General features: G+C 61.9%; 14 protein-coding genes. 10 read left to right on the top strand and 4 right to left on the bottom strand.

Annotated elements, in window-relative coordinates; genetic code table 11:
• The first annotated feature begins 875 nt into the window (after window positions 1-875).
• A complete protein-coding gene (locus RBH77_RS09010; protein WP_311031785.1) occupies window positions 876-1,982 on the top strand; it encodes a TRAP transporter substrate-binding protein in 1,107 nt (368 codons plus the stop codon).
• A 200-nt stretch (window positions 1,983-2,182) separates the two neighbouring features.
• On the top strand, window positions 2,183-3,289 hold the full coding sequence (locus RBH77_RS09015) for a TRAP transporter substrate-binding protein (protein ID WP_311031786.1): 1,107 nt from the start codon (window positions 2,183-2,185) through the stop codon (window positions 3,287-3,289).
• A gap of 48 nt (window positions 3,290-3,337) precedes the next feature.
• Here RBH77_RS09015 and RBH77_RS09020 read toward each other — a convergent pair whose 3' ends face one another.
• From RBH77_RS09020 to RBH77_RS09030, 3 genes are read right to left on the bottom strand one after another with little or no spacing between them, the layout of a single operon-like run.
• Window positions 3,338-4,144, bottom strand: a complete 807-nt coding sequence (locus RBH77_RS09020) for an LssY C-terminal domain-containing protein (RefSeq protein ID WP_311031787.1) — start codon at window positions 4,142-4,144, stop codon at window positions 3,338-3,340.
• A gap of 23 nt (window positions 4,145-4,167) precedes the next feature.
• The gene (locus RBH77_RS09025) at window positions 4,168-5,970 is read right to left on the bottom strand and encodes a TRAP transporter large permease (protein WP_311031788.1); all 1,803 of its coding nucleotides are present in this window, start codon (window positions 5,968-5,970) and stop codon (window positions 4,168-4,170) included.
• Complete coding sequence (locus tag RBH77_RS09030; RefSeq protein WP_311032480.1) at window positions 5,970-6,551, bottom strand: TRAP transporter small permease subunit; 582 nt, start codon at window positions 6,549-6,551, stop codon at window positions 5,970-5,972. Before RBH77_RS09030 ends, RBH77_RS09025 begins: the two co-directional genes overlap by 1 nt.
• 451 nt (window positions 6,552-7,002) lie before the next feature.
• Between RBH77_RS09030 and RBH77_RS09035 the strand changes: the two genes are divergently transcribed.
• The 3 genes from RBH77_RS09035 to RBH77_RS09045 are packed head-to-tail and all read left to right on the top strand — an operon-like array spanning window position 7,003 to window position 10,110.
• Entirely contained in the window at window positions 7,003-7,467 is a 465-nt protein-coding gene (locus RBH77_RS09035) for a MarR family winged helix-turn-helix transcriptional regulator (protein WP_311031789.1), read from the top strand.
• Entirely contained in the window at window positions 7,464-8,561 is a 1,098-nt protein-coding gene (locus RBH77_RS09040) for an HlyD family secretion protein (protein WP_311031790.1), read from the top strand. Before RBH77_RS09035 ends, RBH77_RS09040 begins: the two co-directional genes overlap by 4 nt.
• A gap of 1 nt (window position 8,562) precedes the next feature.
• Window positions 8,563-10,110: a DHA2 family efflux MFS transporter permease subunit gene (locus tag RBH77_RS09045; RefSeq protein ID WP_311031791.1), complete on the top strand. Its 1,548-nt coding sequence runs from the start codon at window positions 8,563-8,565 to the stop codon at window positions 10,108-10,110.
• A gap of 3 nt (window positions 10,111-10,113) precedes the next feature.
• Here RBH77_RS09045 and mntR read toward each other — a convergent pair whose 3' ends face one another.
• A complete protein-coding gene (mntR, locus tag RBH77_RS09050; RefSeq protein WP_311031792.1) occupies window positions 10,114-10,572 on the bottom strand; it encodes a manganese-binding transcriptional regulator MntR in 459 nt (152 codons plus the stop codon).
• A 158-nt stretch (window positions 10,573-10,730) separates the two neighbouring features.
• On the opposite strand from mntR, the gene RBH77_RS09055 reads away from it, so the two are divergent.
• The 5 genes from RBH77_RS09055 (at window position 10,731) to RBH77_RS09075 (ending at window position 21,285) form a co-directional block, all read left to right on the top strand.
• On the top strand, window positions 10,731-12,080 hold the full coding sequence (locus tag RBH77_RS09055) for an Nramp family divalent metal transporter (RefSeq protein ID WP_311031793.1): 1,350 nt from the start codon (window positions 10,731-10,733) through the stop codon (window positions 12,078-12,080).
• A 150-nt stretch (window positions 12,081-12,230) separates the two neighbouring features.
• On the top strand, window positions 12,231-14,186 hold the full coding sequence (locus RBH77_RS09060; protein ID WP_371832853.1) for an LTA synthase family protein: 1,956 nt from the start codon (window positions 12,231-12,233) through the stop codon (window positions 14,184-14,186).
• Window positions 14,187-14,384: 198 nt separating this feature from the next.
• Entirely contained in the window at window positions 14,385-17,864 is a 3,480-nt protein-coding gene (locus RBH77_RS09065; RefSeq protein ID WP_311031796.1) for an indolepyruvate ferredoxin oxidoreductase family protein, read from the top strand.
• Window positions 17,865-17,959: 95 nt separating this feature from the next.
• Entirely contained in the window at window positions 17,960-20,272 is a 2,313-nt protein-coding gene (locus tag RBH77_RS09070; RefSeq protein ID WP_311032481.1) for a putative bifunctional diguanylate cyclase/phosphodiesterase, read from the top strand.
• A 299-nt stretch (window positions 20,273-20,571) separates the two neighbouring features.
• On the top strand, window positions 20,572-21,285 hold the full coding sequence (locus RBH77_RS09075; RefSeq protein WP_311031797.1) for an N-acyl amino acid synthase FeeM domain-containing protein: 714 nt from the start codon (window positions 20,572-20,574) through the stop codon (window positions 21,283-21,285).
• The last annotated feature ends 35 nt before the right edge of the window (window positions 21,286-21,320 follow it).

Consider the following 21,320-nt stretch of genomic DNA (forward strand, 5'->3'; position numbering starts at 1 on the left):
GCCTTCCGCGTTTCCTCCATACTCCCTTTCAGTTCCTCCCATCGGGAACACCGATCATGACGGTGATTGCGTGGGGAGGAGCCGGCGCCTCCGCCGTGATGCCGACGTGGCATCACGGCCGGGGAGGTCCCGTCTGGAGGTTCCCCTGGGGGCACTATGACCCCTGCGTGCCGGAAGAAGGCACACAGACCCGAAGCAGAAGAGCGCTTCGGGAGCAGCGGAACAGGCGGGAACAGAAATCGCCGGACGGGGCGGCCGAGAGGACGCACGTAAATTGCTTAGATGAGCGAGCCTGCCGCCGCCCGTCTTTCCCAAGTGAACAATGGCCAGGGCCCGAAGGGCAGCGTGGCGAAGATGAGGCATGTCTGGAAGGCAAATGCGGATAGTCTTTTGCCCCTTCGCACCCCCCTCTGTCCTGCCGGACATCTCCCCCTCAAGGGGGGAGATTGGCTGGCATCGCGGTCTCCGCCTAACCTTCGGCATTGCAGAAAAGGGGAGCCAAGAGCGCGGCGGGCTGATCTCCCCCCTTGAGGGGGAGATGTGCGGCAGGACAGAGGGGGGTACGCAGGGGCGCAGACAGGAAAGGATGTCCACAACGGCAATAAGCTTCAGGCGAACATCCCCAAACGCCCGACCGGGCGTCGCGCCCGATGGCGCGCCCCCGCGGAGCTCAACCGCGTCAGCGGCGGTACGGGCGTGAGCGAAAACAAACCCGCGAAAAGGAAAACAGCTCTTACGCCAGATTACCTTAGTATTATGCCATCGTGTTTTTCAGGCTTTTGCTCTGGACACCATTGCCGCCTTGTATAGGGTGCATCCTGAGTTTTTCGGTCAGCTTTGCTGTCCAATTCCCCCAACCGTTACGGAGAATCTCGATGGATCGTCGTACATTTTTCAAGAAGGCAGGCGTTGCCGGCGCCGGCGTCGCGGCCGCCGGTTCGCTCGCGGCACCCGCAATCGCGCAGTCGATGCCGAAAGTGACCTGGCGCTGTGCGTCGTCCTTCCCGAAGTCTCTCGACACGCTCTTCGGTGCCTCGGAGAACATGGCCAGGCAACTGTCGGAAGCGACGGACGGTAATTTCACCATGCAGCCCTTCGCCGCCGGCGAGATCGTTCCGGGCCTGCAAGCGATGGACGCGGCGGCGGCCGGTACGGTCGAGGTCGCGCATACGGTGGCATATTATTACTGGGGCAAGGACCCCACCTGGGCGCTGTTCGCCGACGTGCCGTTCGCGCTCAATGCGCGCGGGCGCAATGCGTGGCTCTATCACGGCGGCGGCATCGACCTGATGAACGACTTCCTGAGCGACAAGAACCTGGTCGCGTACCCCGGCGGCAATACCGGCACGCAGATGGGCGGCTGGTTCCGCAAGGAAATCAATACGGTCGCCGACCTCAAGGGGCTGAAGTTCCGCGTCGGCGGTTTTGCAGGCAAGGTGCTGGAAAGCCTTGGCGTGGTGCCGCAGCAACTCGCCGGCGGCGACATCTACCCGGCGCTGGAGAAGGGCACGCTCGACGCCTGCGAATTCGTCGGTCCCTATGACGACGAGAAGCTCGGCTTCGTGAAGGTGGCGCCGTTCTACTACTATCCCGGCTGGTGGGAAGGCGGCCCGAGCGTCAGCTACATGATCAACAAGGAGAAGTGGGAGAGCCTTCCGAAGACCTACCAGTCGCTCTTCCGCACGGCGGCCCAGGCGTCCGACGCCGACATGCTGCAGAAGTACGATTATGTGAACACGGCGGCGATCAAGCGGCTGGTGGCACAGGGCGCGCAGCTTCGGCCGTTCAGCAAGGAGATCCTCGAAGCCTGCTTCGACGCCTCCAACAAGGTCTACGCCGAGATGATGGCCTCCAACGCCGGCTTCAAGAAGGTGTGGGATTCGATCACGGCGTTCCGCAAGGACTTCTATCTGTGGGACCAGGTGGCCGAATACAATTTCGACACCTTCATGATGATCCAGCAGCGCGCCGGAAAGCTCTGATCGTCACAGCCGATTGCATGCCGACCCGGGGCGCGCTGCGCTCCGGGTTTTTGCGTTCTGGGCCGCCGCGTGAAGGCGCTGGATCACCTTGAAATGTATACTGGACTAACGAAACCGCCCGTGTATTGATGTCCGGCACGGCGGCGGGCCAAGGGGAAAACAAAGCCTGGCCGCCGTTTGTCAACTCGGGAGGAAATTCAATGGATCGTCGTACGTTTTTCAAGAAGGCAGGTGCTGCCGGCGCCGGCGTCGCAGCCGCCGGAACGCTTGCCGCACCGGCCATCGCCCAGTCGCAGCCGAAGGTGACATGGCGGTGCACCTCGTCCTTCCCGAAGTCGCTCGACACGATTTTCGGCGCCGCGCAGACCATGGCCAACTACGTAAAGGAGTCGACCGACGGCAATTTCAACATACAGGTTTTCGCTTCCGGCGAAATCGTACCGGGCCTGCAGGCGATGGACGCCGCGGCGGCCGGTACGGTCGAGATGTGCCATACGGCCTGCTATTATTTCTGGGGGAAGGATCCGACCTGGGCGCTGGCGACGGCGGTGCCGTTCAGCCTCAACGACCGGCAGATGAACGCCTGGCTGTACTATGGCGGCGGCAACGACCTGCTCAACGAATTCTTCGCGACGCACGGGCTTTACGGACTGCCGGCCGGTAATACCGGCGTGCAGATGGGCGGCTGGTATCGCAAGGAGATCAACACGCTCGAAGACCTCAAGGGTCTGAAGATGCGCATCGGCGGCTTCGCCGGCAAGATCATCGAGAAGCTTGGCGTGGTGCCGCAGCAGATCGCCGGCGGCGACATCTACCCGGCGCTGGAAAAAGGCACGCTCGACGCCTGCGAATGGGTCGGCCCGTATGACGACGAGAAGCTCGGCTTCGCCAAGGTCGCCAAATACTACTACTACCCCGGCTGGTGGGAAGGCGGCCCGACGCTGCACTCTCTCATCAACCTGGAGAAGTGGAACGCGCTTCCGAAGCCCTACCAGGCGGCGCTGAAATCCGCCTGCGAGGCGGCGAACTGCGACATGATGGCCAACTACGACTATAAGAACCCGGGCGCGCTGAAGAGCCTGGTCGGTAGCGGCGCGGTGCTGCGTCCGTTCAGCCAGGAGATCCTCGAGGCCGCGTTCAACGCCGCGATGGAGACCTACAAGGAAATCACCGCGTCGAATGCGGGCTTCAAGAAGATCTACGACAGCCAGACCGCGTTCAAGAAGGACGCCTATCTGTGGGCGCAGGTCGCGGAATATACCTATGACACGTTCATGATGATCCAGCAGCGCGCCGGAAAGCTCTGAGCCGCCTGATTTCATGATCGAAAGGCCCCGGCAAGCGCCGGGGCCTTTTCAGTCGGCGACGCCGTGCCAGAGCCGGTTCTTCCATTCGATCAGGGGAGGCGATGGCAGGTTGACGGGTGCTGTGGTGGCCGGACGGCCGTCTCTTGTGAGAACGAGCACGCGGATTTCACCATCGGTGTAGTAGGGGTCGCCGCCGCCGTTGCGGCCGAGAAGGGTCGGCCCGATGCCGGAAACCTCGTAGGTCTCGGTCGCCATCTTCGCAGCCTCCAATTCGTGCGCCAGCAATTCGCGCTCCGCGTCGATGTCCGGCGCGATGTGATGCGTCACCTGGCCCGTATAGCGGCTGATGCCGACGCCTTTGTCGAATGTCGCCGCGCCAAGCCAGACCGGACGTCCTTCTTCGCCGTTTTCCAGTACGCGCCACAGCCGGACGTGGTGGCGGCGATCAGCGCTCCTGCCGTCCGGCTTCTCGAAAGCGAGATCCTCGCGACGGCCATCGAGAAAGAGCGGGCTGACCGGCGCGTCCGGATAGGGACGATCGAGAACGACGCTGCCTATGATGCCGATGCTGGTGCGGAAGGTAACGGGGTCGGCCGGGTGCCAGCCGGCAGCGTGCATGGCGTGGACCAGGTCTTCTGTTGCTCCGACCATGCCTATGTTGAGCGGATCCCCTGGAAGGTCGTCGCCGGTACGGGTTACCATCGGCAGGCCAGTGAGACCGCGCTGATGTTCATAGTGGACCCATAGAAGCGGCAGCACGAAATAAGCAACGGTCACGTACAGCACAACCACCGCCGCCAGCAGGCCCAGAAGGCGACGATGACGGCGAAGGAGAGACGAGGGCCTTTCGGACATCGCCGTCTCTTCCTTGGTGCGTCCTAGTTGAATTTAGGCGGCTGGCTGAGGTCGGTCCCCGGAGCGGGTGTTGCCGGCTTGGGTGCGTTGTTACCGCCGCCCAGCGCCGGCGGTGTGCCGCCAAGGCCCGGAGGCGTACCGCCGAGGCCAGGTGACTGCGCATTGCCGCTGCCCGGCGTGGCGAAAGGATTGAAACCTATGCCGCCGCCGCCCAGACCCGGCACCTGGATATGGATGTTCGTTATGTCCTCGTGAACGGCATCGGCCTTGTAGCGCATCACCATTTGCGGGAAGGCGATGGTTAGGCCGATCATGATGACCTGGATGACGACGAACGGCACCGCGCCCCAGTAGATCTGGCCGGTCGTGATCGGCTCGATCTTCTTTCCGGTAACCTTGTCGATATAGGGCACGCGGGCAGCGACCGAGCGCAGGTAGAACAATGCGAAGCCGAACGGCGGGTGCATGAAGCTCGTCTGCATGTTGACGCCCAGGAGCACGCCGAACCAGATCAGGTCGATGCCGAGCTTGTCCGCGACGGGCGCCAGCAGCGGGATGAGGATGAAGGCGAGTTCGAAGAAATCGAGGAAGAAGGCGAGGACGAAAACCAGGATGTTGACGACGATCAGGAAGCCGAGTTCGCCGCCCGGCACCGACAGCAGGAGATGCTCCACCCAGAGATGCCCGTTGACGCCGTAGAAGGTGAGCGAAAAGGTGCGCGCGCCGATCAGGATGAAGAGCACGAAGGAGGAGAGCCGCGTTGTCGAGGTGAGCGCCTGCCGGACCACGTCCATCGAGAGCCGGCCCTTTACCGCCGCCATGACAAGCGCGCCGACCGCGCCCATCGCGCCGCCTTCGGTCGGCGTGGCGATGCCGAGGAAGATGGTGCCGAGCACGAGGAAGATAAGGGCCAGCGGCGGAATGAGCACGATGACCACCTGCTGCGCCAATCGTGACATCAGACCGATCTTCAGGCCCTTATCGAGGATCGCCGCGACGTAGATGACGATGATGCCGATCGTCGCGCCCCAGATGTCGGCGTTCTGGCCGTAATGGGGGATGAGGATGCGGTTCGCGCCGTAGGCGACGGCAACCGCTATCACCAGCGCCACGATCAGCGACGTGACGCCTGAGCCGAGGGTGCGTGCTTCGGGCGGCAGAGCCGGCATCGAGTCCGGCCTGACGATCGACATGATAAGAACGTAGCCCATGTAGAGGCCGGTCAGCACGAGGCCGGGCACGATCGCGCCCGCATACATGTCGCCGACGGAGCGGCCGAGCTGGTCGGCCAGAACGATCAGCACCAGCGAGGGCGGGATGATCTGGGCGAGCGTGCCGGACGCGGTGATGACGCCGCTGGCGATGCGCCTGTCATAGCCGTAGCGCAGCATGATCGGGAGCGAGATCAGGCCCATGGCGATGACGGAAGCCGCGACCACGCCGGTCGTCGCGGCGAGAAGCGCACCGACGAAGATGACCGCGTAGGCGAGGCCGCCGCGGACCGGGCCGAACAATTGCCCGATCGTGTCGAGCAAATCCTCGGCCATGCCGGATCGTTCGAGGATGATGCCCATGAAGGTGAAGAACGGGACTGCAAGCAGCGTCTCGTTCGACATGATGCCCCAGAAGCGCTCGGGAAGCGCGTAGAGAAGCGGCCATGACAGCGAAATGCTGCCGCCCGAATAAGGCGCCAGTTCCACGCCGATAAAGAAGAACAGAAGCCCGTTCGCGGCGAGCGCGAAGGCGGCGGGGTACCCGATGATGAGGAAGATCACCAGGGCGGCGAACATGATTGGCGCCATGTTCTGCGCGATCAACTCGATCATCAGCGGATCTCCGAGGGATCGAGTTCCTCGATATCGTCGAGGGATTGGTGCGTTGCGACATGCTGGTGCTCATCAGGCATCAGGCCGCGCATGATGGCGATCTTCTTGACGATCTCGGACACGCCTTGCAGTGCGAGCAGCCCGAATCCGAGAAGCAGCATCAGCTTACCCGGCCAGATGATGAGGCCGCCGGCATTCGTCGATACTTCGCCGGAATGGTAGGAGAGCAGGACGTAAGGAAAGAAATAGGAAAGCATCAGGAGAACGAAGGGCATCAGGAAGAAGATATGCCCAAACAGATCGACAATGTTCTGCTTACGGCGCGAATACATGTTGTAGAGGATATCGATACGGATGTGCTCGTTCTGCTGGAGCGTATAGGCTGCGGCGAGGAGATAGGCCGCGCCGAACAGATACCATTGCAATTCGAGCCAGGCATTCGAGGCGACATCGAATGCCTTTCTCGAAATCGCATTGCCGGCGCTGACGAGAACGGCCAGCAGGATCAGCCAGGAAACCGCCTTGCCGACGAAGGCGGTTATCCGGTCGATGATGCGCGCCAGCGCGATCAGGACCGTCATCCGGCGGTCGAACAGGAGCGTCCACAATGCGGCCGCCGCGACGGCCAGAACGATGGCTCCTATGACCTCCGTCGCCGGCGACAGGTCAATGGCAAGATGGAACCCCACCCGCTTTTCCTCCCCTCAACGAGTATCGGACCGCCTGCTCCCGACCGGCGGTCCTTCCTTGGCTGTTCTCGGCGCCGTGCTTTTACACGTGCGCGAGAATCGCATTTTTCCCCTAACAGCTTTACCGCTTCGTGCAAACAAAATGGTGCGGCGGGTCGGTGCCCTTTGGTAAGTTTTGATCGCCTCGCCGCCGCAAACCTGTTGATAGGTATGGGCCGGGCTGCCCTCTGAGGTGCGTCGGTAGATGCCGCTTTTTCGGAGATTTCGGCGGCGACAGCATTTTGGTCACCGATCGGTGCGGAATTAACTTGATATAATAAGCTAGGTGATTATATCGGCGCTTATGGCATCGCCAAGGAACACTCTCAACGGCTTCGGCTATCTGCTCAACGATACGGCGCGGCTCCTGCGCCGGCGCTTCGAGCAGAAGGCGGGCGACTACAACATCACCTCCGCCCAATGGCGCGCGATGGCGCAGTTGTCGCGCAATGACGGGCTGACCCAGGTGGCGCTGGCGCATCTCCTCGAGATCGAGCCGATGAGTGTGTGCCGCCTGGTGGATCGCATGGAAGCGGGCGGCTTCGTCGTGCGCCAGCCCGACCCGGCGGACAAACGCGCGAAGCTTGTCTACCTCACGGAGAGGTCCCGCGAACTGCTCGACGTCATGAAGGTCGTGGCGGCGGAAGTCTACGAAGATGCCTTTGCCGGATTCGAGGAAGACGAGCGCGTGCGGCTGGTTGGTACGCTCAACAGGATCAACGCGAACCTTTCCAGGGTGATCGCGGTTCGCGAGGAAGAAATTGCATGAATGCGCGTGTCGAAGTACCGGCGGACGTCAAGACGGCCGTTCCGGAGACCTCTTTCCCGCCGCAGAGGCGCAAGCGGCGTATGTGGCGTCTTGTGCTGATGGTCAGCGTGCCGCTGCTGCTGGCGGTGGCGGGGGCTTATTTCTGGTTGACCGGTGGCCGCTACATCGAGACGGACAACGCCTACGTCAAGCAGACGATGGCCGCCATCTCGTCCGATGTCGCGGGTAAGATCATCGAGGTCGACGTCCGGGAAAACCAGAAGGTCAAGGTGGGAGACGTGCTCTTCAAGATCGATCCCGAACCCTTCCGGATCGCGGTCGATCAGGCGGATGCGGCGCTGGCGAACGCAAGGCTTCAAGTCAAGCAATTGCACGCCGCCTACGCGACAGCCGAGGCCAAGCTGAAGGCCGATCAGGCGACGGCAGAGATCAGGCATCGTGAACTGACGCGTTCCGTCGAGCTTGCTGGCAAGGGCTTCGCGGCAGCCTCGGCGCTCGACGAGAGCCGGCTTGCGGCACAGCAGGCCGACGCGCAGGTCGAGCTTTCGCAGAAAGGCGTCGATGCCGCGGCCGCCGCCCTCGACGGCAATCCCGGTGCGCCGATCGACGCCCACCCGACCGTCCAGGCCGCGCTGGCTGCGAAGGAAAAGGACGTGCTCGATCTGGCGCGCACGACGGTCAAGGCGCCCAAGAACGGGATTGCCAGCCAGGTGGCCAAGGTCAATGTCGGCCAGTACGTCTCGGAAGGCACCGAAATGCTCTCGCTGGTCGAGACGAGCGACACTTGGATCGAGGCCAATTTCAAGGAAACGCAGCTCACCGATATGCATCCCGGCCAGTCGGTCGTGGTGACGGTCGACACCTATCCGGGGCTGAAGCTCGAAGGCAAGGTCGAGTCGATCGGTCAGGGGACCGGCTCGGAATTCTCGCTGATCCCGGCGCAGAACGCGACCGGCAACTGGGTCAAAGTCGTGCAGCGTATTCCCGTCCGGATACGCGTCGACCAGAAAGGCGCCGACATCCTGCGTGCCGGCATGAGCTCCGACGTGACGGTCGATACTGGCAAGACCCGGCTCGATCGCGGGATATTCTGACATGAGCGGAGCGGCCGCTAGCGGGCAGGCTGCAGAATCCGTCAGCAACCGCGGCGCCATCACCGTGGCGGTGATGCTGGCCACGATCATGCAGGTGCTCGACACCACGATCGCCAACGTCGCTCTGCCTCACATGCAGGGCAGCCTCAATGCGGCGCAGGACCAGATCACCTGGGTCCTGACGTCCTATATCGTCGCCGCCGCGATCATGACGCCGGTGACCGGATGGCTCTCGGACCGGTTGGGCCGCAAGAACCTTTTCCTCCTTTCCGTCGCCGGCTTCACGCTTGCTTCGCTCGCCTGCGGCATTGCCACGAGCCTGCCGGAAATGGTGATGTACCGCCTCTTCCAGGGTCTGTGCGGCGCCGCGCTGGTTCCCCTTTCGCAGGCCGTTCTCCTCGATATTAACCCGCGTGAGCGTCATGGTCAGGCGATGGCCCTGTGGGGCGCGGGCATCATGGTGGCGCCGATCATCGGGCCGACGCTCGGCGGCTGGCTGACGGAAAGCTACAATTGGCGCTGGGTGTTCCTGGTCAACCTGCCGGTGGGCATCCTCGCCTTCTCCGGCATCCTAGTGTTCCTGCCCAAGGAGCCGACACGAGAACGCCGCTTCGACCTGTTCGGTTTCGCCATGCTGTCGCTCGCCATCGGCGCGCTCCAGATGATGCTCGACCGTGGCGAACAGCTCGACTGGTTCAATTCGCCTGAAATCTGGATCGAGCTTGCGCTGACGATCACGGGCGCGTGGGTATTCGTCGTTCATTCGCTGACGGCCGAGAATCCCTTCATCGACATCGCCATGTTCCGGGATCGCAACTTCTCGATGGGCCTGGTCTTCATCTTCATCATCGGCATCGTGCTTCTGGCGAGCCTGGCGTTGTTGCCGCCCTTGATGCAGAGCCTGCTCGGTTATCCCGTCATCACCACCGGGCTGGTCATGGCGCCGCGCGGCGTCGGCACGATGCTATCCATGATCATCGTCGGGCGGCTGACGCGTATCGTCGATGCGCGCATCCTCGTCTTCATCGGCTTGACGCTGACGGCCTATTCCATGCACATGATGGCGGAATTCTCCATCATCATGTCGGACTGGCCCTTCATCACCAGCGGCGTCGTCCAGGGGATCGGCATGGGCCTCGTGTTCGTGCCGCTTACCACGCTTGCCTTCGCCACCCTTCCACCCCGCTACCGGACAGACGGGACCGGCCTGTTCAGCCTCGTGCGCAATGTCGGGTCCAGCATCGGCATCTCGGTGGTCTCGACGGTCCTCGCCCAGATGACACAGGTCAACCACGCGGAGATCGGCAGCTTTTTGACGCCGTTCAACCGCAACGTCGTCAACCACGCCCCGGGGCTCCTGACAGGCGATCCCATGACGCTCGCCCAGATCAACGGCGAGGTGACGCGACAGGCGGCCATGATCGGTTATCTCGACGATTTCAGGCTGATGATGGTGATCTGTCTGTTGGCCATGCCGATCATTCTCCTCCTGCGTTCGCCGAAGCACCAGGCGGGAAGCGGGGCGGGGACGCATGCGGTGATGGAGTGATCGCTATCTCCGCCTGGCGCAGCCTGCGGAATAAAGCCGGAAGGCTTCCAATGTCGCCTCGCTGACATGGTGCTCGATGCCTTCCGCGTCGCGGCGGGCGGTCTCGGGATCCACTCCGATATCGATCAGGAAACGTTCAACGATACCATGGCGGATGCGGCTTTGCTCGGCGAGCGTGCGGCCGCGCTCGGTCAGGAAGACGCCGCGATAGGGCTTGCGCGAGACCAGCCCCTCCTCGATCAGCCGCTTCAGCATGCGCGCCACGGTAGGCTGGGCCACGCCGAGCCGTGCGGCAATGTCCACCTGACGCGCTTCGCCGCCGTCGCGGATCAGATCGTCTATCAGTTCGACATAATCCTCGAACAGTTCCACCTTGCGCGCTTCGCGCGCCTGGCGAAACGCCTCGGCCTGCACATCCGCATCCGGAAGCGAAGGGTCGTCGGCATGCGTCGGTCGGCTCACCATGGTCGTCCCGGCGGTTCTCCCAATCACCCCTATTTGCGTCAGCGGGCGGGGAATTGGAACCCCCTGACTGGAAGGAGGCGACGATGGCATCTTGACAAACCGGTAGTTAGCATTAACTCTTAATTATAGCATCTGCTATATTCAGATTGAAGATCATGCTCCAGGTCACATCCCGTACGATCGACGAAAGCCGTTCCGACCTCGCCGAGGGCGGCAGGGCAAGCCTCGCCGAGGTCAATTCGACGGTGGTGGTTCCGCATGGCGCGTCCTGGCTGAGAAGGCTGTTTGCCTTCGCCGGTCCGGGCTACATGGTCTCGGTGGGCTATATGGACCCCGGCAACTGGGCGACCGACCTCGCCGGCGGCTCGAAATTCGGCTACACGCTCCTGTCGGTCATCCTGCTTTCCAATTTGATGGCGATCCTGCTGCAGGCGCTTGCCGCGCGGCTTGGCATCGCGACGGGCCGGGATTTGGCACAGGCGTGCCGCGCGTATTACCCTCGCCCGGTCAATCTGGCGCTCTGGTTCCTGTGCGAACTGGCCATTATCGCCTGCGATCTGGCCGAGGTGATCGGCACGGCGATTGCGCTCAATCTGCTTTTCGGCATCCCGCTGATCGCCGGCGCGCTCATCACCGCGCTCGACGCCTTCCTGGTGCTTCTCCTGATGCACAAGGGATTCCGCTACCTGGAAGCCTTCGTTGTGGCGCTGCTGATCGTCATTTCCGTCTGCTTCGGCGTTCAGGTGATCGCGGCCCAGCCGGTGGTCGGCGAATTGCTCCGCGGTTTCGTCCCGTCGCCCGAGATCGTCCGCCATCCCGAGATGCTTTACATCGCGATCGGCATCATCGGCGCGACGGTCATGCCGCACAATCTCTACCTGCATTCCTCGATCGTGCAGACGCGCGCCTATAAGCGGAACCCGGAAGGCAGGCGGGAGGCGGTGAAGTTCGCGACGATCGATTCGACCATCGCGCTGATGCTGGCACTGTTCGTCAACGCGGCCATTCTCATCGTGGCGGCGGCGAGTTTCCATACCAGCGGCCATCAGGTCGAGGAGATCGGCCAGGCCTTCGAGCTTCTGTCGCCGCTTCTGGGGCTTGGTATCGCCTCGACGCTGTTCGCGGTGGCGCTGCTCGCATCCGGCCTGAATTCGACCGTCACGGCAACGCTTGCCGGGCAGATCGTCATGGAGGGGTTCCTGCAGCTTCGGATGCCGCCATGGGCGCGGCGGCTCGTGACCCGCGGCATCGCCATCGTGCCGGTGGTTTTCGTGACGGCGCTCTATGGAGAAAGCGGGACCGCCAAGCTTCTCGTGCTCAGCCAGGTCATTCTATCCATGCAACTGCCCTTCGCCATCGTGCCTTTGATCCGGTTCGTCACCGACCGTGGCCAGATGGGGGAATTCGCAATATCAAGAAAGACTGCCTGCATTGCATGGGTTGTCGCGGCAGTTATCATAGTTCTCAATGTAAAATTACTTTTCGATACTTTCATTTCATATTGAATTGAACCAAACCCGTCTTCCTTCCACGATTTTCTCTTGCGCCTGACATTCACGCGACGTTTCGGCTTTGCGTAAGATTTGATGGACATTACGAAAACGTCACTTTTCTTCCGCGCCGTCTAACTTATGTGACAATTGGATGACAGCCATATGACGGCTGCGCGACAGGCGTGGCTTGCTGCGTGGAGAGATGCGTTGACGGGTTCGGTTCAAAATCACCCGGTTTCTGAATCTTCGTCGGTTCGCGAGGGCACGCCAGCCGCGCGGCGTTGGCCTTTGCTGCGGACGGCGGGCTCGGTGCTGGTCACCGTCGTTCTTGCGTCCGCTCTCGTCTTTCTGGTCGAACTTATCGTGCGCGGCTCGTTTGCCGAGACGGTGCAGTTTTTCTCGACCGTCGAAATGCCGGGCTGGTCGACGATCCTTCTCTTCGCGCTGTTTCTGATCGCGCTTGATGCGATACTGGGGCGAGCGCATCAGGCAGTGATCATCGTTGGGCCGATCGTACTTGCCTTGGCCTTCATCAGCCATGAGAAGGCGCGCTATCTCGGCGATCCGCTCTATCCGGCCGATATCCTCTATGCGCGGCAGATTCTCGATCTCCTGCCGCTGCTCGCACGCGAGCGGCCGTGGACGATGGTGGCGGTGGTTGCCGGCGCGGTCGGCGGTGTCGCCCTTTTGATCGCGGCGCTGATGCTGTGGCGTCGGAAGGCGCCGATCGCCTGGCGCGGGCGTATCCTGCGGCTTGCCGTGGCGTTGCCGGTGCTCGCCTCCTTCGCATCGGTCATGGATTATTCCACTTTCTCGTGGGTGCGCGACCGACTGAGCATCAGCCCCATCATGTGGGACCAGAAGGAGAACTATTCGCATAACGGCTTTGCCGCCGCCTTCATCCTCAACGTGCCGATGGCCGATGTCGCCAAGCCGAAGGGCTACTCGAAAAAGGCAATCGAAAGCCTCGCGGCAGGCCCGGCCATCTCCGTGCCGTCCGATGCGCCAGACATCATCATCGTCATGAACGAATCATTCTGGGATGCGACCCGGCTGCCCAACACCAAGATAACGCCCGACCCGATCCCGACAGTGCGCGCCAATCTTTCGGGCGAGATGTTCTCGCCGGAGTTCGGCGGTACTACCGCGAATATCGAATTCGAGGCGCTGACGGGCTTTTCGAATGCCTTCCTGCCGTATGGCAGTATCCCCTATCAGCAATATATGCGTCGGCCGATGCCGTCGCTCGCGTCCTTCCTCGGCTCGCAGGGCTATGTGACGCGCGCGCTGCATCCGTTCGCGAAGTGGTTCTGGAACCGCGGGACGACCTACAAGGATTTCGGCTTCGACAGCTTCATGTCGGAGGAGAACCTGCCGCCGCTCGACACACATGGCCCGCTCGTCTCCGACAAGGCCCTTTTCAACGAGATCATCCGTGAGGCCGACCAGCAGAAAAGGCCCTTCTTCTTCTTTGCCGTCACGCTGCAGAATCATGGTCCGTACGAGCCGTTCCGCTACACAGACCCGACAATCGATGTCGAGACGACGGCTGACGACGCCTCCAAGCAATCGATCCTGAGCTACGCCCAGGGCACGGCGGACGGCGATAAGGCGCTGGCGAGTCTGATGGACTGGGCCAAGCACCGCAAGCGGCACACGATCCTCGTCATGTTCGGCGACCATCTGCCGCCGCTCGGCCCCGCCTATGTCGCGACCGGCTTCCTGAAAGACAATGTCGCACCACGCAGCGGCCCTGTCGACAAGATGAAGATGGACCACGAAACGCCGCTCGTCATCTGGTCGAATCGTTCCGGTTCGGTCCGCGATGTCGGCACGATCAGCCCCTCGCTCATCCCGCTCTATGTTCTCAAGCTCGCCGGGATCGAGCATCCTTATTACACCGGCTTCCTCAGCCAGGTGCGCGATCGCTATCCGGTGGTCTATCGGCAGATGCTGATCGGCGCGGATGGCAACGCCGTGGACAATTGGCAGAAAAAGGAGCCGGCTGACCCGGTGTTGCGTGATTTTCGCCTGATCCAGTACGATCAGATGTTCGGCAAGGAATATGCCTCGCCGAAATTCTTCCCGGCCATGCAGGCATCGAAGCCGGGAAGCTGACGGAAGTGCCGTAATTTTCATGCGGGTAAGGCGGTTTCAGCGCAGCAATATTTCTGCCTGCGTGCGCTCGGTGTTGCTTCCTGTCGCCATCTTCGCTGGGGCACGATTTCGTTTGACGTGGTAAGAAAGCGGCGAAACACTATCTCCTGATCCGTTACAGAGTCCGCCGAACGAGCGCGGAACCGGAAGGAATGGCAGATGACGCTGCATCAGGTCGCGCTCGACGACAAATACGATCTTTCCAAGGAGCGGATATTCATCTCCGGCTCGCAGGCGATCGTGCGCATGCTTCTCATGCAGCGCGAGCGCGACCGCCGCGACGGGCTGAATACTGCCGGCTTCATCTCGGGTTATCGCGGCTCTCCGTTGGGAGGGCTGGACCAGCAACTCTGGAAGGCAAAGAAGCAACTGTCGGCTTCCGACATCGTCTTCCAGCCCGGTCTCAACGAGGAACTGGCGGCGACCGCCGCATGGGGCTCGCAGCAGACTGAACTTCTCGGCGAAGGCAAATATGACGGGGTCTTCGCCCTCTGGTACGGCAAGGGCCCGGGCGTCGATCGTTCCGGCGATGTGTTCCGCCACGCCAATCTCGCCGGCACGTCTCCGCATGGCGGCGTGCTTGCACTGATGGGCGACGACCACACGGCCGAATCCTCCACCACTGCGCATTCGAGCGAATTCGCGTTCGTCGATGCGATGATCCCGATCTTCAACCCGGCCGGGGTTCAGGAGATGGTCGATTACGGCATCTACGGTTACGCGCTTTCACGTTTCGCCGGCATGTGGGCGGCGATGAAATGCGTCAAGGACAATATTGAATCGACCGCCTCGGTCGATGTTTCACTCGACCGGCTCGCCATTACCCTGCCAGAGATCGAAATGCCGCACGGCGGACTCTCTATCCGCCATGAGATCGACATGCTCGGTCAGGAAGAGCGGCTGCACGAGCACAAGCGACGGGCGGCGGCCGCCTTCATCCGCGCCAACAACCTGAACCGGATCGTCTATTCCGGCGGGCGCGATCCCAAGCTCGGCATCATCACGGTGGGAAAAAGCTATCTCGACGTGCGCCAGGCGCTTGACGATATCGGTATCGACGAGGCGCGCGCCAACGAACTCGGCATCCGTCTCTTCAAGGTCGCCTGCCCGTGGCCGCTCGATTTCGAGCATATCGGCGAATTCGTCAAGGGCCTCGAAACGGTGATGGTGGTCGAGGAGAAGCGGTCGCTGATCGAGGTGCAGTTGCGCGAAAGCCTGTACGGCACGGCGATGCAGCCGGTCATCGTCGGCAAGAAGGACGAGCGCGGCGACTGGCTCTTCCCGGCCAAGGGGGCGCTCGATCCGAACGAGGTCGCCATTGCCATCGGCGAGCGCGTGCTCAAGATCATCGGGCCTTCGGAAGAGATCGCGGCCCGCGTCGACCGCATGCGGCAGTTCCAGGCGATGCTCGCCGACACGACGGACGTGGCGACGCGCACGCCCTATTTCTGTTCAGGGTGCCCGCACAATTCCTCGACCAAGGTGCCGGAAGGCTCGCTCGCGTCAGCGGGTATCGGCTGCCATTTCATGTCGCTTTGGATGGACCGCTCCACCGTCGGCTTCACGGCGATGGGCGGAGAGGGCGCGCAATGGATCGGCCAGGCGCCTTTCTCCAAGCGCGACCACATCTTCCAGAACCTCGGCGACGGCACCTACAACCATTCCGGAATGCTGGCGCTGCGCTTCGCGCTCGCTTCGGACGCCAACATCACCTACAAGATCCTTTACAACGACGCCGTGGCCATGACCGGCGGACAGCCGCATGAGGGCGGCCTTTCCGTCGATGCGATCGCCCGGCAGGTGCGCGCCGAGGGCGTGCAGCGCGTCGCAATCGTGACTGACGAGCCGGAAAAATATGCCGGCAAAGCCGATTTCCCCGTGGGCGCGACGATCAGCCATCGCGACGATCTGGATGCCGTTCAGCGCGAGTTGCGTGAGGTACCGGGCGTCTCGGTGCTGCTCTATGACCAGACCTGCGCGGCGGAGAAGCGCCGCCGCCGCAAGCGCGGCACGTTCCCCGATCCGGACAAGCGGGTCGTTATCAACGAACTGGTCTGCGAGGGCTGCGGCGATTGCGGCATCGCCTCCAATTGCGTCTCCGTGCAGCCGCTGGAAACCGAGTTCGGCCGCAAGCGGCGGATCGACCAGTCGAGTTGCAACAAGGACTTCTCCTGCGTCAATGGCTTCTGCCCGTCCTTCGTGACGGTGCATGGCGCGCGCATCCGCAAGGCGGAGGGCGCGGCCGGCCGGCACGATCCGCTGGAAGGCGTGCCGGAGCCCGAGCTTGCACCGCTCGGAGGCGGATGGTCGGCGATCGTGGACGGCATCGGCGGGACGGGCGTCGTCACCGTCGGCGCCATCCTCGGCATGGCCGCCCATCTGGAAGACAAGGGCTGCGGCATGATCGACATGGCCGGCCTCGCGCAAAAGGGTGGCGCCGTCTACAGCCACATCCAGGTGGCAAGGTCTCCGGCCGACATCCACGCCATCCGTGTATCCGCCGGCAAGGCGGACCTGATCCTTGGCTGCGATCTTGTCGTATCGGGTGCCAAGAAGGTGCTGGCGGCGGCCCGCGAGGGGCATACGATCTTCGTCGCCAATACCGCCGAAGTGATGCCGGGCGACTTTGCCCGCTCGACCGATTTCTCGCTGCCGACCGAGCGGCTGAAGAAGGCGATCAGGACGGCGGCGGGCGAGGAGCATGCGCATTTCTTCGACGCGACGCGCACCGCGACCGTCCTGTTCGGCAATTCGCTCGGCGCCAACATGTTCATGCTCGGCTTCGCTTATCAGCATGGCGGACTGCCGCTTTCTGCGGAGGCGATCGAGCGCGCCATCGAGCTCAACGGGCAGGCGGTGGCTATGAACGTCTCGGCCTTCCGCTGGGGCCGGCGCGCGGCGCACGATCCGGATTTCGTCCGTGGCATGGTCGAGAAGGCACGCGGCGGAGCGTCCGATCGCAAATTCGCCGAAGGGCTCGACGAGATCGTCCAGAAGCGCGCCGCGTTCCTGACTTCCTATCAGGACAAGGCTTATGCGGAGCGCTACCGCAAGCGCTTAGCCGCGATCCGCTCGGCCGAGGAGAAGGCCGTGCCAGGCTCGACCGTTGTGGCCGAGGCGGTGGCGCGCAACCTCTTCAAACTGATGGCGGTCAAGGACGAGTACGAAGTTGCCCGGCTCTATACGGACGGCTCGTTCCGGAAGCAGCTTGCCGCCGAGTTCGAGCATTACGACAAGCTCGAATTCCACCTCGCGCCTCCGATCCTCAATCGGCGTGGTGCGGACGGCCGCTTGCGCAAGTCGAAATTCGGCCCGTGGATGATGAAGGCGTTCGGCGTGCTTGCCTCGCTGAAAGGGCTGCGCGGCACAGTGTTCGACATCTTCGGCTATTCGGAAGAGCGGCATATGGAGAAGCGTCTGCTTGCCGAGTACGAGAGCGATTTGGACCGTATCGCCGCGACGCTTTCGGCGGAGCGGATCCAGGCCGCCGTGGCGCTCGCCTCGGTGCCGTCGCTGATCCGCGGCTTCGGCCACGTGAAGGCGGCCAATGCGGCCAAGGCCGAGGGGGAGCGCAAGCGCCTTACGTCCCGATTTTTGCACGGTTCTGAAGCATCCGAGGTGCTGCAAGCCGCTGAATGATAAGGGCTTTTCGGCTTCTCCCTGCTTGGCGCTACATAAGCGATTTATTAAGGGGGGTGTGCCATTATCTGCCGTCAGCCGGCGGACTCCTATCAATGAAGCGAACAAAACCGGGAAACATCCCTGCCGATGTCTACATCCAGTTTGTTCGCTCGTTGTTTAACAGCGTCCATACTGTTCTTTCCGGCGCCTGTATCCACGCATTCCTTGCTTTTCTGACTTTCTGGAAAAGCGGCTATCCAATCTACGCCGAAATGGCGATCCTGCTCTTGATCGTCGGCATCTGGCGTTACGTCGGAATGCTGAAATTCTATCGCTCGGAACAGATCATCGACGAGAGCGATGCGCAACGGTGGGAAAAACACTATATTTTTCGGGGAAGCGCTCAGGCGTTTTCCCTTGGACTATTTTGCTTCGTTGCTTTTTTTGTAGCGAGAGATCATTTCGCTGAAATAGTTGCTGTGTGCCTGACATTCGGTTCCATCGTCACGGTGGCGGGGCGCAATTATGGCTCACCGCGAATGGTGGCGATATTTTCCGCGTGCTTTCTGACTCCGTATGGTCTTGGGCTCGTTCTGCGCGGGGATATCGCCCATATCCTGCTCGGGATAATGACCATTCCATTTTTCCTGATCATCAGGAGCACTGCCAGTCAAATTCGTGAAGTCTTGTTCTCGGCGGTTATCGGCCATCGGACTGCCAAGCAACTGGCCCAGAGATTCGACCGCGCATTGAACACCATGCCGCACGGCCTGATCATGCTGAACCCCGAGGGACAGGTGGCCGTGGCCAATTCAGAAGCCGCGCATTTGATGCTCACGGCTTCCCCTGACAGGTTGCTTGGCCGTTCGCTGAAATCGCTCATGGCGCGGGGTGTCGCGGCGGGGCTTCTCAGCCGCAAGGATGCGCAATTCGCGGAGACTCAGCTCACGCGGGCGCTTCACGAAGGCCGCGACCGCAAGCTGCTGCTCAGTTTCCGGAACGGTCGCCATTTCGAGTTCTCCACACGCGAAGGCCGTGACGAACTTGGCGTCATAACATTCGAGGATGTGACGGCTCGGGTCGAGGCGGAGGAACGCGTTCGCTTCATGGCTCGCTACGACAATCTTACCGGGCTTGCCAATCGGGCCTATTTCAACGAACAGGTGATGGAGGCGATGGCGAGCGGCGGCCGCGACCGGCTATGCGGCCTCGCCGTCTTCGATCTCGACGATTTCAAGAGCATCAACGATACGCTCGGGCACCCGGTGGGGGACGGGCTGATCTATGCCGTTGCCGAGAGGCTCGCCTCTTTTGCGAGCGAGGATGCCAAGGTCAGCCGCTTCGGTGGCGACGAGTTCATGATCTTCTTCGATCGTATCGCCGACGAGGCGGATTTCAAGCGAAACCTCGATACCATTTTCCAGGGCCTGCAAGGCGAAGTCGACGTCGCCGGGCATTGCCTGCGCATCCAGTGCAGCGCCGGCGCTGTCCTGGACATGGTCGGCGAGACCGATGTCGACAGCATGATCGTCAAGGCCGACCTCGCGCTCTACAAGGCAAAGGACCAGGGCAAGGACAGCTGGAGGCTTTTCGAGACCGCAATGGATGCGGCGTTCCGCAATCGCCAGATCATGAAAGCCGATCTGCGCAGCGCCGTCGAGGCGCGGGAACTGAGAGTGGTCTATCAGCCGATCGTGGCAATGGATACGATGCGGATCGCAAGCTGCGAGGCGCTTTGCCGGTGGGATCACCCGCAGCTCGGCCCGATCTCGCCGGCGATCTTCATCCCTCTCGCCGAAGAGATGGGGATCATCTCGGAAATATCGAGCTTCATGCTGGCGGCGGCCTGCGCCGAATGTGCCAAGTGGCCGGACCCCATAACGGTCTGCATCAATCTGTCGGCCAAGGATTTCCGCGATCACGGCATTGTCGAAAAGGTCCGCGACGCGCTGGCCGCATCGGGTCTGGCGCCGCGGCGGCTCGAGATCGAGGTCACCGAGACGGCGCTTCTGGACGACAAGTCGCTCACGCGCGAGTATCTGGGCGAACTCAAGGCGCTTGGCGTCAGGATCGCTCTCGACGATTTCGGCACCGGCTATTCGAGCCTCAGCTATCTGCACACGCTGCCGCTGGACAAGGTCAAGATCGACCGCAGCTTCCTCATGGATGTGGTGCGCAACGAGCGTTCGCTGCAATTGCTGCGAGGGATCGCCGATCTGTCGCGTTCGCTCGGACTCGTCGTCACGATGGAAGGCGTGGAAACCTTCGAGCAATTGAAGGTGCTTGCACTGAACGTAAAGCCGGACCTGGTGCAGGGCTTCCTTTTCGGCTCGGCACTCACCGCTTCCGGCATCGAGACGATGTCCAGCACCGTATGGCCGTTCGGCAGCGAAATCGAGAACGTCCGCAGATCCTCCCGGCGCTGAAGCCAAAAATGCGCCGCGATCTTTGTGACCGGCTCACGCGCTTCAGCGTGTGATTTCGCGCATAGCCTTATCCCGAAACCGGCCTTCACCTTCGGGGCATTGCCTTCATCGGGAGAGAGCCGATCTTAACGATCCGTTAAGGTTAACATACCGTAAATTCTTTGGTTTTTATTTTCAACTTTCCTGTGGTTAAGGATGGGTTTACGCTTTCCACGGTGGTAGAGGAGGCGGTGTTGGACACTCATTCTGTCGAAGAAAGTGTGGGGAAGCGCGGGGGTGTAGAGTTTGACGATCCCGGTATGAACGCTTTCTCCAGAATTGTCCTGCAATTGATGGAGCATATCGAATACAGGATTTGCCGAAGCGGGGAAGATCTGGAAAGCATATTCCGTCTCCGCTACGATTCTTACCTGTCGGTCGGCATGATCAAGGCGGATGCCAAGCGCATCGTCGAAGATGAATTCGACTACAGCGCGAATGTATTCAACTACGGCGTCTATTATGACGGCCATCTGGTCAGCACGGTCAGGCTCCATCATGTGACCGGCGAGGTACCTGTCTCGCCGAGCGTCAAGGTGTTCGGCGATGTGCTCGAGCCCCGTATCGCCAATGGTGCATCCTATGTCGATCCCAGCCGCTTCGCGGCCGACAAGGATTGGTCGGCGGAACTCAGGGTCCTGCCTTACATCACGTTGCGGCTTGCGTTGATCGCCTGCCACCATTTCAAGCCGACCGCCTGCCTGACAGCGATAAAAGAGGAGCATGCGGCCTTCTACAGGCGCGTATTCATCGCCGAGCCGATCGTGAGAGGGCGCATCTATCCGGGCCTGACGACGCCGGTGGATCTTTGGCAGGCTCCGTGCCCGATGTCGCCGGATCAGGGCGCGCGGCGCTTCGCCTTCTTCCGGTCCACGGCGCTCGAGAGGCGGTTGCTGTTCAGCCCGCCGGAAGATGACCGCTCCGCGTCGCTGACGATCCTGCCGAGCGCGAAGTATATCCGACACGCCGCATAACGGTCCGCTCGCGCCGCGCTTGCAGCAGGCGCCAT

Source organism: Mesorhizobium koreense (assembly GCF_031656215.1).
GTDB lineage: Bacteria > Pseudomonadota > Alphaproteobacteria > Rhizobiales > Rhizobiaceae > Mesorhizobium_L > Mesorhizobium_L koreense.